At 64.2% G+C, this 13,670-nt stretch carries 13 protein-coding genes, 2 pseudogenes and 1 riboswitch; of the genes and pseudogenes, 1 reads left to right on the top strand and 14 read right to left on the bottom strand.

The features are described from left to right. Nucleotide 1: 1 nt before the first annotated feature. The 10 genes and pseudogenes from thiE to OMP40_RS04420 all read right to left on the bottom strand — a co-directional run bounded on the left by thiE (nucleotide 2) and on the right by OMP40_RS04420 (nucleotide 10,576). A complete protein-coding gene (gene thiE, locus OMP40_RS39745; protein WP_338131024.1) occupies nucleotides 2–799 on the bottom strand; it encodes a thiamine phosphate synthase in 798 nt (265 codons plus the stop codon). A 174-nt stretch (nucleotides 800–973) separates the two neighbouring features. Then, nucleotides 974–2,134, bottom strand: coding sequence for a ThiF family adenylyltransferase (locus OMP40_RS04460; RefSeq protein WP_277529486.1), 1,161 nt, complete (start codon nucleotides 2,132–2,134; stop codon nucleotides 974–976). Continuing rightward, nucleotides 2,127–3,888: pseudogene (gene thiC / locus OMP40_RS04455) on the bottom strand (phosphomethylpyrimidine synthase ThiC). The gene OMP40_RS04460 and the pseudogene thiC overlap by 8 nt, the downstream one beginning before the upstream one ends. A 358-nt stretch (nucleotides 3,889–4,246) precedes the next feature. After that, nucleotides 4,247–4,354, bottom strand: a riboswitch (TPP riboswitch). Nucleotides 4,355–5,197: 843 nt separating this feature from the next. Next, nucleotides 5,198–5,815, bottom strand: coding sequence for a YcnI family copper-binding membrane protein (locus OMP40_RS04450; protein WP_277529484.1), 618 nt, complete (start codon nucleotides 5,813–5,815; stop codon nucleotides 5,198–5,200). 175 nt (nucleotides 5,816–5,990) lie between these two features. Next, a pseudogene (locus tag OMP40_RS04445) lies at nucleotides 5,991–6,638 on the bottom strand (type 2 periplasmic-binding domain-containing protein); the annotation flags it as partial. Between the two features lie 21 nt (nucleotides 6,639–6,659). Then, nucleotides 6,660–7,367, bottom strand: coding sequence for a response regulator (locus OMP40_RS04440; protein ID WP_277529482.1), 708 nt, complete (start codon nucleotides 7,365–7,367; stop codon nucleotides 6,660–6,662). Continuing rightward, on the bottom strand, nucleotides 7,336–8,205 hold the full coding sequence (locus OMP40_RS04435; RefSeq protein WP_277529480.1) for a sensor histidine kinase: 870 nt from the start codon (nucleotides 8,203–8,205) through the stop codon (nucleotides 7,336–7,338). Before OMP40_RS04435 ends, OMP40_RS04440 begins: the two co-directional genes overlap by 32 nt. A 46-nt stretch (nucleotides 8,206–8,251) precedes the next feature. After that, a complete protein-coding gene (locus OMP40_RS04430; protein ID WP_277529789.1) occupies nucleotides 8,252–9,109 on the bottom strand; it encodes a copper resistance D family protein in 858 nt (285 codons plus the stop codon). Continuing rightward, complete coding sequence (locus OMP40_RS04425; protein ID WP_277529477.1) at nucleotides 9,060–9,947, bottom strand: copper resistance CopC family protein; 888 nt, start codon at nucleotides 9,945–9,947, stop codon at nucleotides 9,060–9,062. Before OMP40_RS04425 ends, OMP40_RS04430 begins: the two co-directional genes overlap by 50 nt. A gap of 164 nt (nucleotides 9,948–10,111) precedes the next feature. Continuing rightward, nucleotides 10,112–10,576 (bottom strand): gamma-glutamylcyclotransferase family protein, encoded by a 465-nt coding sequence (locus tag OMP40_RS04420; RefSeq protein WP_277529475.1) that lies wholly within the window; start codon nucleotides 10,574–10,576, stop codon nucleotides 10,112–10,114. A 158-nt stretch (nucleotides 10,577–10,734) separates the two neighbouring features. Between OMP40_RS04420 and OMP40_RS04415 the strand changes: the two genes are divergently transcribed. Further along, nucleotides 10,735–11,040: a hypothetical protein gene (locus tag OMP40_RS04415; protein WP_277529474.1), complete on the top strand. Its 306-nt coding sequence runs from the start codon at nucleotides 10,735–10,737 to the stop codon at nucleotides 11,038–11,040. Between the two features lie 91 nt (nucleotides 11,041–11,131). Here OMP40_RS04415 and OMP40_RS04410 read toward each other — a convergent pair whose 3' ends face one another. From OMP40_RS04410 to OMP40_RS04395, 4 genes are all read right to left on the bottom strand, one after another. Further along, nucleotides 11,132–12,100, bottom strand: a complete 969-nt coding sequence (locus OMP40_RS04410) for an aldolase catalytic domain-containing protein (protein ID WP_277529787.1) — start codon at nucleotides 12,098–12,100, stop codon at nucleotides 11,132–11,134. A 214-nt stretch (nucleotides 12,101–12,314) separates the two neighbouring features. Continuing rightward, complete coding sequence (gene ssuE / locus OMP40_RS04405; protein ID WP_277529472.1) at nucleotides 12,315–12,866, bottom strand: NADPH-dependent FMN reductase; 552 nt, start codon at nucleotides 12,864–12,866, stop codon at nucleotides 12,315–12,317. A gap of 135 nt (nucleotides 12,867–13,001) precedes the next feature. Beyond that, entirely contained in the window at nucleotides 13,002–13,301 is a 300-nt protein-coding gene (locus OMP40_RS04400) for a hypothetical protein (RefSeq protein ID WP_277529470.1), read from the bottom strand. Nucleotides 13,302–13,324: 23 nt separating this feature from the next. Next, entirely contained in the window at nucleotides 13,325–13,639 is a 315-nt protein-coding gene (locus OMP40_RS04395; protein ID WP_277529468.1) for a hypothetical protein, read from the bottom strand. Between the last annotated feature and the right edge of the window lie 31 nt (nucleotides 13,640–13,670).

Raw genomic sequence — 13,670 nt, 5'->3', positions numbered from 1 at the left:
ATTAACCGCCTCCTACGAATTGTACGAACTCGACGCGATCGTCCGGACAGAGCGGGACGGCGTCCCAGTCCGCCCTCGGCACCGCCTGGCCGTTCAGCTCCGCCATCACGCGCCGTCCCGCAAGTCCGAGCGCGCCCGCGAGCGCGCCGAGCGAGACGGACTCGCACCAGGTTCGCTTGCCGTTCAGCAGCAACGGGATTCCTGTGCCGGCAGCGTTCGGCGCTTCGGAGGTGCCGACGGCCGGAGCATTCAAGGTCTCCTCCGTCTTCCCCAGCCTCGCGGCCTCTGTGCGCTTAGCGTTCTCGGCTATGCTCAAGCTTTGCGAACGCCGCAGCGCATCCTCCGCCTCCCAGCGCTCAATGCTGCGCTTCAGCGTGACGCAAACGGCCGCCGGGTCGGCATGCCCGACGACGGCGGACACCGCGCATAGCCGGCGCGCTCCCGCCGCCAGCACTTCCTCCGCCGTCGCGGGCGAGATGCCGCCGATCGCGAAGAAAGGAATTCGCAGCTGCGACGCGGCTACGGCAACATAGGCGGTCGTTACGGCCTGTCTCCCCGGCTTGGTCGCCGTCGGATATACCGGGCCGACGCCCACATAGTCCGCACCGTCGCGTTCAGCCTTGAGCGCCTGCGACAGCGCATGCGTGGAAATGCCGATCAGCATGCTTTTGCCGACGATCCGCCGCGCTTCGTTCAAAGGCAGGTCGGCCTGGCCGAGATGAACGCCGTCCGCATCGGCGGCGAGCGCGAGCTCGGCGTCGTCGTTGACGATGAACAGCACGCCGTGGCGGCGGGTCAAAGCGCGCAGCGTCTTTGCTTTCGCAAGCCGATCCGCAGGCGTGCCCCCCCTTGTCCCGCAGCTGAACGATATCCGCGCCGCCCGCGATCGCGGCTTCCATGACCTCCGCGAGCGGCCTGCCGGGGTGATACGTTTCGCCCGTAATCACGTACAGCTTGCAGTCTTCGATCGCTCTCAATGCAGCTCCTCCTTCTCCGGTTCGTCCGGCCCTTCCAGCACATAAGTTCGACATAGCCGAATCGCTTCTCCGACATCGTCTTCGACGATCGCCGCGCCGCGCACGAGCACCCGGCCGTCGCCGAACGCCGCCAGCGTGGCGCCGCACGGAGTCAACGCCCGAACCAGGTAGTCGTTGGCGGCCAGAATGCGGCAGCCGCGCCGCGCGAAACGCGCCGCGCAAGCTCCCGGCTCAAGCGCGCCGCCCGTCGCGACCTGGATCGTGCCGCGTCCGCACAGGACGGTCGCCTCCAGCGCCGAATCGAGACGATCCGGCTCCCTGGCGACGGATTTGTCGGCGTCTCCGCAGTAAGGACAGGCCGGCCTGCCGGCCGGCAGCCTCGTCTCCCGCAGCGAAAATCGCCAAACGTCCGCCGTGATCCACGTTCGCCGCAACGCGGCGCGATTCCCGCTCAGCCACTTGAGCGCCTCCGCCGCCTGAAGGGATGCAGCCAGCTCGACGGCCGGGCCGACGATGCCCGCCGTATCGCAGTTGTCTCCCGCTTCCGCTTCGTCCTCCCCTCCGATCAGGCAACGAAGGCAAGCCGTATGTCCGGGAACGAGCGACGCGGCGCTCGCGGCAGATCCCGTCGCTCCGCCGTACAGGAAAGGGATGCCTTCGGCAAAGCAAGCGTCGCTCAGCAAAAGACGGGTGTCCGCGTTGTCCGTGCCGTCGAGCACCAGATCCACGCCGGCCAGCAGCGCGCCGACATTCGCGGGTCCGATCTCGACTACGTGCGGCTCGATGCCGACGGCGCCGTTGATGGCTCGCAAACGCGCCGCCGCAGCGACGGCCTTTGGCGTCGACGCCGCCGCGTCCGCCTCGTCGAACAGCGACTGGCGGTGCAGATTGCCGCGTTCGACGAAGTCCCGATCGGCGAGCCTGACGGTACCTATGCCCGCGCGGACCATCTGCTGCGCGAGCGCGCAGCCGAGCGCGCCTACGCCCGCCACGAGGACGGCCGAGCGACCGAGCAAGCGCTGACCTTCGGCGCCGATCGGCGCGAAGCGAATTTGCCGGTCGTACTTGGACGGCGGCTCGTCATGCCGGACGGCGGCTCGATCGAGAGACGCTCGCCCTTTGCCGAGCGCCTTCGCCAACGTTTCGGCGCTAGACATAAAGCTGGCCGCCCGCCGCCTTGAAGCCGTCCGCCTGTTCGCGCATCCCGGTTGTCACCGCCTCCTCGTCGTCCAGTCCGCGAGCGGCCGCATAGTCGCGTATATCCTGCGTGATCCGCATGCTGCAAAACTTGGGCCCGCACATCGAGCAGAAGTGGGCGGTCTTCGCGCCTTCGGCCGGCAGCGTCTCGTCGTGGTAGGCCATCGCGCGCTCCGGATCGAGCGACAGATGGAACTGGTCGCGCCATCTGAACTCGAACCTCGCCTTGGACAGTGCATCGTCGCGCAGTCTCGCCCGCGGATGGCCTTTGGCCAGATCGGCCGCATGCGCCGCGATCTTATAGGCGATGACGCCGTCCTTGACGTCCTCTTTGTTCGGCAGGCCCAGATGCTCCTTCGGCGTGACGTAGCATAGCATCGCCGTGCCGAACCAGCCGATCATCGCCGCGCCGATCGCCGAGGTGATGTGGTCGTAGCCGGGCGCGATGTCCGTCGTGAGCGGTCCGAGCGTGTAAAAGGGCGCCTCCTGGCATACCGCCATCTGCCGGTCGACGTTTTCTTTGATCAAGTGCATCGGCACGTGGCCGGGCCCTTCGATCATGACCTGGACGTCGTGCTTCCAGGCGATGCGGGTCAGCTCGCCGAGCGTATCGAGCTCCGCGAACTGCGCTTCGTCGTTGGCGTCCGCGATCGAGCCCGGCCGGAGGCCGTCGCCGAGCGAGAAGGTGATGTCGTAGGCCTTCATGATCTCGCAGATCTCTTCGAAGTGCGTATAGAGGAAATTCTCCTCGTGATGCGCCAGGCACCAGGCCGCCATGATGGAGCCGCCGCGCGACACGATGCCGGTCACCCGTTCTGCCGTCAACCGGATGTAACGCAAGAGCACCCCTGCGTGTATCGTAAAATAATCGACGCCCTGCTCCGCTTGCTCGATCAGCGTGTCGCGGTAAATTTCCCAGGTGAGCGCTTCGGCCCGTCCCCCTACTTTTTCGAGCGCCTGGTATATCGGCACCGTGCCGACGGGAACCGGGGCGTTGCGCACGATCCATTCGCGGGTCGCGTGAATGTTTTTGCCCGTCGACAGATCCATGATCGTATCCGCGCCCCAGCGGGTCGCCCACGTCATTTTTTCCACTTCCTCCTCGATCGAGGAGACGACGGCGGAATTGCCGATATTCGCGTTGATCTTCACGTGAAAATGCCGTCCGATGATCATCGGCTCGCACTCCGGATGATTGACGTTGGCCGGGATGACGGCGCGCCCGGCGGCGACTTCGTCCCGGACGAACTCGGGCGTCATGCCTTCCCGGACGGCGATATAGGCCATCTCGGGCGTCACGATGCCCCGGCGCGCATAGTGAAGCTGCGTAACGTTGCGGCCTTCCGCCGCCCGGCGCGGGCTGCGCCGGAGGCCCGGATAGGCGGGAGCGCCTTGCGCGAGGGCGCTCGCCTCGGATCGGTAGCCGTCGTCGGACGGCACGGGCTCCCTTCCGTCGTATTCGAACGTATCCCCTCTGGCCGCGATCCATTCGTCCCTGATCGTCGGCAATCCTTTTTTGGAAATCGGCCTCGTAGCTGTCGTCCGTATATGGACCGCTGGCGTCGTAAACGAGCAACGGCGCGTTCGGCTGCGCGGAGCCGTCTCTCGCCGTGCTGTCCGAGAGGGAAATCTCGCGCATCGGCACGCGAATGCCGCCTTCCCCTGCGACATATACTTTGCGGCTGCCGGGCAGCGCCCGGTTCATCGTCGTCATCGCTAAAAAACCTCCCTGGAATGAATTCGTGCGAATTCCTCCGGGAGGCCGACAAGGGCGCTATGCGATAAAAATGGAAACACAATGAGGGCCGGACGAGGCTGCTGGAGGCAAATCGCGCCCATAGCCGGATTCCGCCGTCTACGGAAACAATAAGCCTGCAATGGCGCTCCTTACGAGACGCGGCTCCTGTGCATGCGATGCAAAAAAAGCCGCCCCGTCGGGAGCGGCCAAAACGAGCAGCTTCGGACTGCATGGGCGGACAATGAACGAACGCTTCCCGCGAATGCGGAAAACGACTCGCCCTGCAGCGGCCCGGCCCGAGGGCTCGCGGCGCTGCGATCCGATGCAGCTTGCTACGCACATTGGTCCACTTTCCTACGCTGGCATGACCCAGATCAGGTTCAAAGGGACCAAGGCATCGCTGCCTTATCTCAGCCCTTGCGGGCGCCCCCCAGTGGAATTCATGGTTCAACTGTACACGGCCGCAGACCGGGTGTCAATCCGCCTATGCGCCCAACTGCGATAGCGGCAGCTCGTCTGGCGGCCTTAGCGGAACTTTCTTCCGCTATCGGCCCCGAGCCGGCCAGTTTGGCGGCCTTAGCGGAACTTTCTTCCGCTATCGGCCCCGAGCCAGCTCGTTTGGCGGCCTTAGCGGAACTTTCTTCCGCTATCGGCACCGAGCCGGCCAGTTCGGCGGCCATAGCGGAACTTTCTTCCGCTATCGGCCCCGAGCCAGCTCGTTTGGCGGCCATAGCGGAGCTTTCTTCCGCTATCGGCCCCGAGCCAGCTCGTTTGGCGGCCTTAGCGGAACTTTCTTCCGCTATCGGCCCCGAGCCGGCCAGTTTGGCGGCCTTAGCGGAACTTTCTTCCGCTATCGGCCCCGAGCCGGCCAGTTTGGCGGCCTTAGCGGAACTTTCTTCCGCTATCAGCCCCGAGCAGGCCAGTTTGGCGGCCTTAGCGGAACTTTCTTCCGCTATCGGCCCCGAGCCGGCCAGTTTGGCGGCCTTAGCGGAACTTTCTTCCGCTTTCGGCCCCGAGCCAGCTAGTGTGGCGGCCTTAGCGGAACTGTCTTCCGCTTTCGGCCCCGAGCCAGCTCGTTCGGCGGCCTTAGCGGAACTTTCTTCCGCTATCGGCCCCGAGCCAGCTATTGTGGCGGCCTTAGCGGAACTTTCTTCCGCTATCGGCCCCGAGCCGGCCAGTTTGGCGGCGTTAGCGGAACTTTCTTCCGCTATCGGCCCCGAGGCAGCTAGATGCCATGCCGCCGCGCGATGCCGCTTGTGCTGCGCCGGCCAACGCCACCACCTGCTCAGCGCGGTTTCTTGCGCAGCAGCGCTGTCGCGAGCGCGGCGAGGCCCGCTGCCAGGCCAGCGATCGCCAGGCCCAGCGTCAGCGGATCGCGGTCGCTATCCGACGCTTCCGCCGAAGCGGCCCCGGCTTGCCCGTGCCCGTCGCCGCCCGCCGCGGCTGCGACGACCGCCGTCACCGATGCCGGCGTATCGGCGTCCGGCGCGCCGCTCCAGTCGACGACCGCGCCGTCGGAATACGTCTGATGCGCCTTCCAGACCAGCTCCTTCGCGTCCTCCGCGACATGCCCCTGGAACCGGAACTGCACGAATTCCGTTTCGTTAATGCCCGCGCCGTCGGCCTTCCAAGTGACGGAGACGACCTTGCCGTCCGCATCCTTCTCGGTCGCGCTCGTCCAGCCCGGATACGGCTCGAAGCGCGATACTTCCACGCCCGCGGGGACGTCCAGCTTGACCTGCGTCGTGTTGACGCTCTCGTTTTCACTCGGCACGCGAATCGTGAATACCTGGTACGCGTTCTGCGCAACCTCCGTCGGCTCGACACGGACGTGCGCGCTCGCCATGCCCGCATAGCCGAACGCCAGCGTGGCGGCGAACAACAAAGCTCCGATTTTTTTCAACGCAAACCAACCTCTCTTAACCATGGATAAGCTCCATTGTACGCGCCCGCGCCTCCCTCGCGCATGACTCCAAAGAGCCATAGCCGCCGCATACGAGAAAACCTCCGCAGTCCCAAACAGGGCGCATACGAAAAGTCCTCCGCAGTCCTACCAGGACGCAGAGGTTCGCCGACTCTTATTTCTCTTCGTCCGCGCTCCACAGCTTCACGCGGTCCTGCACGTACTTGGCGTAGCCCTTCTCCATCTTTTCGACGCCCGGCTTGATCAGGTCGTTCTGATAGGCGTCCCAGATCTTGTCGAAGTCATCCGGCTTGGCGAGAATGGCCTCGGGAATCCGCTTCCACGGGATGTCCTTCATCTTGTTGCCGAAAATGGACACCTCGTCCTTCGCCGGAATTTGAATGTTCCACGCAGCTCCGTACGCTTTCACGTTAAACGCGTCTTCCTTCGGGAACAGGTCTTTCCAGGTCGTCGCCTTGTACGCCGCCAGCGTTTCCTTTTCTGCGTCGCTGTAGCCATCGGTATTCAGCTCCGGGCTGTTTTTCGTATAATAGTTGCCGGTCGGATCCTTCACGCCGTCCGCCGTCGCCGTAGTGGACCATGATGTTCCAGAAGAAGCCGATGCCGGACTCCTTGGTGAACGCGGTGTTGTCGTTGTTGATGCGTTCCCGGACCTCCTTGGGCACGACGCGCTTGCCGTTCTCGACGACGAACTGCTTGCCTTCGATGCCCCGGTCGTTCAGCACCTGGCCTTCGTCCGAAGCGAGATCATCCTGGAACTGATGATGCGTACCGGATCTTCGGCTTTGCCGGAAATCGAGATGAGAGAAAAAACAGGGGAGCGTCAAGTATCGACGATCCCCTGCTCGTACGCGTACCGGGTCAGTTGCACCCGATTGCCGAGATGAAGCTTTTGCAAAATGTTTTTCAAATGGTTTTTGACCGTATGCTCCGATACGCCGAGCGCCGCCGCGACGTCACGGTTCGTGAGTCCGCGCGCCACCTCCAGGAGAATCTCCTTCTCCCTCGGCGTCAGCTCTTCGCGCATCGGCCCGCCGCGCTCCGCTTCGAATCGTTTCCCTTGGCTGCGCGCGTCGCCCGCTGCCGCTGCGCCCGAGCTTCCGCGGCCGGCGAACTCCCTCAGGATCGACAGCGCGATGTCCGCGCTCAGCGGCGCGTCGTCGGACGCTACGGCGCGCAAATATTCCCGCCAGGCGGAAGGATTGAGATTTTCGAGCAAGTAGCCCTGCGCCCCCTTCTTGAGCGCCTCGAACAGGTGGGCCGGCTCGTCGGACACGGTCACGATGACGATCCTGACCGCAGGATAAGCCTCCTTGATCGTCTTGGACGCCTCAAGGCCGCCCATTCCCGGCATATGGATGTCCATCAGAATAAGGTCCGGGCAGGCGTCCGGCATGAGACCGATCGCCTCCTCGCCGCTCGCAGCCTCGCCTACGACGAGAAAGTCCGGACATCCCTCCACGATCTCCCGCATGCCCTGCCGCGCATGCCTGTGATCGTCAACGAGCAGCACCCGCCACTTGCCTTCCATCCGCGTTCGCTCCTTTTTTGGTCAGCTCGATCACGGTCAGGCCGTCCCCGCATGCCGCGCGGAACGTCCACCCCATTCGGCCCGCGCGCTCGCGCACCATGCGCAAGCCGAATCGGCCCGGCGCCTCCAGCGGATCGCCGGCGAAGCCGACGCCGTCGTCCGCGACCGCGCAGCGGAAGCCGCCGTCCGGCGTGCGCTCGCCCACGACGTATACGCGCTCCGCGCGGGCGTGCTTGCGCACGTTGACCAGCGCTTCGCGCAGACAGGCGTGCAGCTCGACTTTTTCCTTGGCGCCCAGCATGTCCTCGGGAATGTCCCAGCGGAACTCCGCCTTCGCCTCGGTCAACGCCGCCGTCTCCCCGAGCAGCTCGCGCAGCGGCTCCACCCAGCCGTGGTCGGCCGCTTCGGGCGGCAGGCGCAGCCTTGCGATCGCCTGGCGCACGTCCTCGTGCACGTCGCGGACCGTCTCGCGGAGCTCGCCGGCCGTCGCGGCGCGCGCCGCTTCGTTCGGCGAAGCGTCCAGCTTGTCCAGCTTGACGGCCAGCAAAAACAGCGATTGCGCGATGCCGTCGTGAAGCTCGCCCGCGAGCCGCTCCCGCTCCTCCAGCGCCGCGCTGAGCGAGCGTTCGCGCTGAAGCGCCCGCTGGGACGATTCGAGCCTGGCGAACAATCCCCGCACGAGCGTCAACGTCACGGCCAGCACGATGAAGGGCGCGAGCAGATTGCCCAGGTCCATCGTCATGTAGGGCAGCAGGAAGGCGTGTCGCACATACTCCCACAGGCCGATCGTCAGCGTCGGGATGAGCAGGATCGTCCATTTGATCCGGCGGTCGTTCATCGACTTCCATCCCCTCCGCGTTTACTGCGATATCGTCCGCAAACCATCAATAGATCCGGAACGTCGTCGACTTGACGATCTCCGTATCTGTGCTGTCCGTCACCCGGATCTGCGCCTCCCAGCGTCCCCGGAACGCAAGGTAAGGTCCCTTCGACTGGAAGGTGGCCTTCGTGAAGTCGGGGAAGTCGTCGAGCTCCGAATCTTCGTAAGCTTCGAGCGGCACGTCGATAAACCCGACGTCGCCGCTGCCTAGCGGACGGAGCCGGAGCGCGACCTTCTTCGGCGCGCCGACGCTGTCCGGCAGCCATATTTTCAGCGTAAACGCATTGTCCCCCGGCACGCCGGGCGTAATGCGAAGCGTCACGTGCATGTCCGTGCCCATCTCATGGTAGGAGATCGGCTCGTTGGCCGGCAGCGGATTCTGGTAAGTCAGCACGCCGACGCTCAGCACGATGGCTCCGAGCAAGCCCAGGTCCGCCTTCAATAGTCCCGACCGCGGCAGCTCGCCCTTGCGCAGCCGCATGCGGATGAGGAACGCCGTGACGACGACCAGCAGCGACAGCCCGACCTTGATGAGCAGCCAGGTTCCCCAGGACGTCTCGAACAGGTAGGAGAGCGTCGGCAAATATTGCAGCGTACTGAGCGCGCCGGTCAGCGCGAGGAGCAGGAAGGAGAGCAGCGCCCATTTGGAAAAAAGGATCGCGAACCTCCCCGCCTCGGGCCGCTCGCGATGCCAGACGGCGGCGAGAAGCACGAGGCCGCCCGACCAGACAGCCGCGGCGACAAGGTGGACGAAGTCGAGCGCAAGCGTGTAGGCTTCGGGGCTGAAGGCGGCGGCATGTCCGTTCCAGGCTTCAGTCCCGAGCGCGAGCAGCGTCCAGGCCAGCCTGGCGGATACGCCCATTCCGCGCAGCAGCAGCGCCGCGAACGCCAACGCGAGCTGGGCCGCATAGAGACGGCCGACCGTCGTATCGGTCAGGATGCGGCCCCATTCGGAGAACGGCTCGCCTTCGGTCAGGTTCGACATCTGCAGGACGATATAGACGAGCGTCGCCAGCGCAGCGAACTGCGCCGTCCAGCCGATCCACGTCTCCCGGGACGTTCGCTCCGCGGCGGACGGCGCGCGTCTGAGCCCCCACAGCAACAGCCCGGACAGCACGAGCAGCGAAGCGAAGTACAGCACCCGGCTGGCGTAAAAAATAAAGCGGGTCGTCGTCAGATCCTGCTCGCCCCCCGTGATTGTGGGAGCTGTGCCCAAGCTGGGCATGCGGATCGAGCTCGGCCGCGTCCGTCAGCGGAGGCGGATTGCCCACCGTGAACACATAAGCGCCTTCGACGGGATGTCCGTCCGCGGAGATGACCGAATAAGACACCGTGTAATGGCCCTCGCCAAGCTTGGGCAGCGCAAGCCGCAGCCCTTTTCCCTGCGAGATCCGCTCGGGCTTGCCAGAGGCCACGGCCTTGGAATCGCCGTTCAGGACGGCCAGACGCGCGGTCGCGCCGCCGTCGAGCCGCTCGTTGAACGTCAGCTCGACGAAGTCGGGACCCGCCGCGAGCTGCGCGTCCTGCGCCGGCACGGCCTTCTCCAATACGGCGTGCGCAGATGCCGCCGGCGCGAACAGCGCCGCCGCGGCGGCCATAAGGACGAGCCACAGCGCCAGCATCCCCGTCCGCCGGGCGGACCGCGCGAACGCCTTCCGCGAACCGCCGTTTCCCGTTCCGGCCTTTTCGATGTTTCTCATATCGCCGAATTCCCCCGCCTTCCGTCGGTCCGTAAAATTCGTAACTATCAGTATAAGCGAAGCCTTGGCGCCTTCGCATGACGCGAAGGGGCCATATGCGCCGCCGGGCCGCCGCGCTTGGCTGCCTTACCGTTCATTTATCGTAACGCAGCGCTTTCGCAGGTTCAATCCGCGGGCCGCGGACCAGGCGGCGCGTCGGGCCACCAATCGACGCCGGCGTCCGGTCGTCCTCTGTCGTCCGGCCAGACGTAGGCCCACCCTTGCAGATCGCGGCGGTCGGCGTCGCGCACCCGGACGCGCTCGTAATCGTTGTCTTCTTCGGGTCCGAAGTATTCTTCCAGCCGGTCGAGCCGACGCAGCGTCTCCCGGTCCACGAGCGTCCACAAGCCCCGCACGCGCCGAACGGAAGGCGCATCCGGCCGAGGCGGCACAAGAGCCGGATACCCCTCCGCCACGACGAGGCGTCCGATCACCGCGCCCGTCTGCGGTTCCGACCGGGCAAAGGGCCAGAGAAGGCCGGCGTTCTCCAGTCCGGGCAGCAGCGACCCGTATACGAAAATCCGGTGAAGTCCGGCCATCCGGCGTCGGCTGCCGTTCAGAACTTCCTCGCCCGTCCCCGCTTCGCTCACCAGCCTCGCTCCCTTCCGTGTTTGCGCGCATGCCCCGCGAACGGCTACAATAAATGCATTCGAGGCGAAGCGTTTTTCATTCTCTTTATCATAGCTCGCCGCGTTCGTCCCGCCAACCGGGTCGGCATTTCTTCAACGACTGGAGCGATCACGCGATCATGGAAACTTTCGAACTGGCATCCCTGTTGGTGCGGCAAGGCTCGGAGCAATGGCCGGTCTCCTTCGAGCGGGCGCGGCTGTTCGTCATCGAGCAATACGGCACCTTCTCCTGGTACATCGAGCTGGACGGCATGCAGCAGGACGCGCTGCTGCGGCGCTTCGCCGAATCGCTGGACATCGACGTCTCCGTCCAGGCGGTCACGGTAGGCGGCAAGTCGCTGAGCGGCGACGCCTTCTTCCATCCCAATCCTCAAAAGCGCGCGGCCGCCGTCCGCGGCCAAGGCGAGCTGGGCGGCTATCGCTGAGCGCTGCCGGCTTGCGGGCCCTGAACCGAACCGCGGCATAGGCAAAAAAGGACGAAGCAGCGCTGCTTCGTCCTTTTTGGTTCATATCGCTTTATTTGCCCGGGTAAACTTCCGGCGTCGTCATCTTGTCGTAAAAGTCCGTGAAGCGGTCGCGCTCCGGCGAAGCGCGCCAGCCCATCGCCGAACGCGGGTGCTCGTCGAGGGTGCCGGTGATCATATCAGGAATGAGGTAGCCCCACTCCTCTTTTTCCCGCAGCTTGAGCATGTGGCGCTCGATCATGCCGAGCACGGGGCGCAGGCTGTAGTTCGGGTTCGTGAGCTTGGCGAGCAGCAGCTCGGTCGGCGTATTGCCGGCGGCGCGGCCCATGCCGTAGACGGAGGCGTCGAGCAGTTCGACGCCGAGGTCGGCCGCGGCCAGCGTGTTGGCGAACGCCAGCTGCATGTTGTTGTGCGTATGCACGCCAAGGCGTTTGTGCTTCAGGGTGCGCTTGAACTTTTCGACGAGAAAACGCATGTCGTCCGGATCGAGGCTGCCGTAGGAATCGACGATGTAGACGACGTCGATCGGGCTGTCGCCGATCATCGCGAGCGCTTCGTTCAGCTCGTTGTCCATCACGTTGGAGAGCGCCATGATGTTGATCGTCGTCTCGTAGCCGCGCTCGTGGAACAGCGTGCCGAGCTCGATCGCCTTCTCCGTATCGCGCGCGTACGTGGCGACGCGAATGAGGTCCAGCAGCGACTCGCTGCGAGGGAGAATGTCGTTCTCGTCGACGCGGCCGACGTCTACGAGCGCCGACAGCTTCGTGTTCAGCTTGTGCGGGATGACCTTGCGCAGGAAATCGTCGTCCAGAAAACGCCAAGGGCCGGCCTGATCGGCGCCCTTCAGGAGGCGCGGCGAATTCTTGTAGCCGATCTCCATATATTCGACGCCCGATTCGTTCAAGCTCTGGTACAGATCCTGCACGAATTCGACGCTGAAGTCCCAATTGTTGACAAGTCCGCCGTCGCGCACCGTACAATCGACGATTTTGCAATGGCTCGTTTTGCTGTGAATGGTCATCATGACTACCTTCTCCTTTTGGCTGCCTTATCGCTGACGTCTATCGTTCGTATCCTCATCATATCTCCGCAAGACACAACATGACATCAATTTTATAACGAAAGGGCGGTCGTCCACAAGCTTTTGCTTACGATTTAACAAAAAAGCAACCGAACGGCTGCGCATTCGCCTCCGATCGGTTGCTTATAAACGGCGTATATTCGATGCCTTGCGCTCAGCCTTGCGCCCGCTCGGTTTGCCAGCGCGCTTCCTGCAAGAGCAGCGAAGTCGCCGCGTCGATGCGGCCCGCGATTTCTTCTTCGATCCGGGCTTTGCCGTCGTCGCCCCAGGTCACTTGCGTGTCCAGCACGAAGACGCCCGTCAGGATGTTGCGCGCGCCAAGCACCGACAGCACCGGCTTGAAGGCATAATCGATGGCCAGAAGATGCGCGATCGTGCCGCCGACGACGAGCGGGAGCACGATTTTGTTTTCCAGCCCCTTCTGCGGCAGCAGATCGAGGTAGGCCTTCAAGATCCCCGTGAAGGATGCCTTGTAAACCGGGGAAGCGATGACGACGGCGTCCGCTGCCGCTACGAGCGCGTTGGCCTCCGCGATCGCCGGGCTGTCGAAGCGGGCATGGAGCAGATCCTCCGCGGGCAAATCGCGGACGTTGATCACCGAGACTTCGGCGCCGCTCTCTTCGATCTGGCCGCGAACGCGGTCCAGAACGCCGTTCAGTCGGGATTTGACTGTCGGGCTGCCTTGCAAAATGACGATCTTGGACATGAATGCTCACACCTTTTTCCGTTATTCCGATTTTTACCATCGGATTTTATTCCATTATAAATGCTGCCTTCGCCGGGCGTCAAGCATCGTCCATCGCCAAAAGCCCCATCCTGTATGCGGATGGGGCCTCTCGCATCAGGAAGCCGAGACGACCTGGGCGACCTCTTCCTCGTGCCGTTCGAGCACCGCGCTCCGGCCGAAACGGATCAGACCGTCTTTGTTGGGCAAACGGAGCTCAAGCTCTCCCGCCTCCGGAACGAAGCGGAGATCGAAGGAAAAGTCGCGGTCGATCTCGTCCGAACGCGCCTGCAGACCGCCGAACACGAGCGTACCGTCCGCGCTAAGCGGCTTTTCGATCAGCGTGGAATTGTCCGGCATGGCGAACTTGACGGAACGCTGCCCGTTCCAAAGTACGCCCTCTCCGCCGGCGATCAAGTAGTTCCCTTTGCGCGACAGCTTCAGATCGATCGAGAGCGCGCCTTCGAGATCGGTTCCGGATACGTACAGCGGGTCCTTTTTTGGTCATGTCGACCTGTCCGGCCCATTTCGGCAGCGGCTCGACCGACGTCGACTTCAGGTCGAAGTGGTAGGTCTTGGCCTCGCCGTCGGCCGGCAGCGCCTGGTTCCCCGCCGAAGATGCCTGCGCCGAAGCCGTCGGGGGGAGCTGAAGCCGTACCGGATTCGCCGTTCGTATCCGATCGTCCCGACGCGCAACCGGAGAGCAGCGCCGCAGCCAGGAGCGCCGCAGCCGTTCCTTTCCATATTGGACTCAAGATCGCGTCCATCCTCCTTCAACGGCTCGCA

Origin of the sequence: Cohnella rhizosphaerae (assembly GCF_029525575.1) — a bacterium.
Classification (GTDB): Bacteria; Bacillota; Bacilli; order Paenibacillales; family Paenibacillaceae; genus Cohnella; species Cohnella rhizosphaerae.
This window is presented reverse-complemented; position numbering and strand designations above follow the sequence as displayed.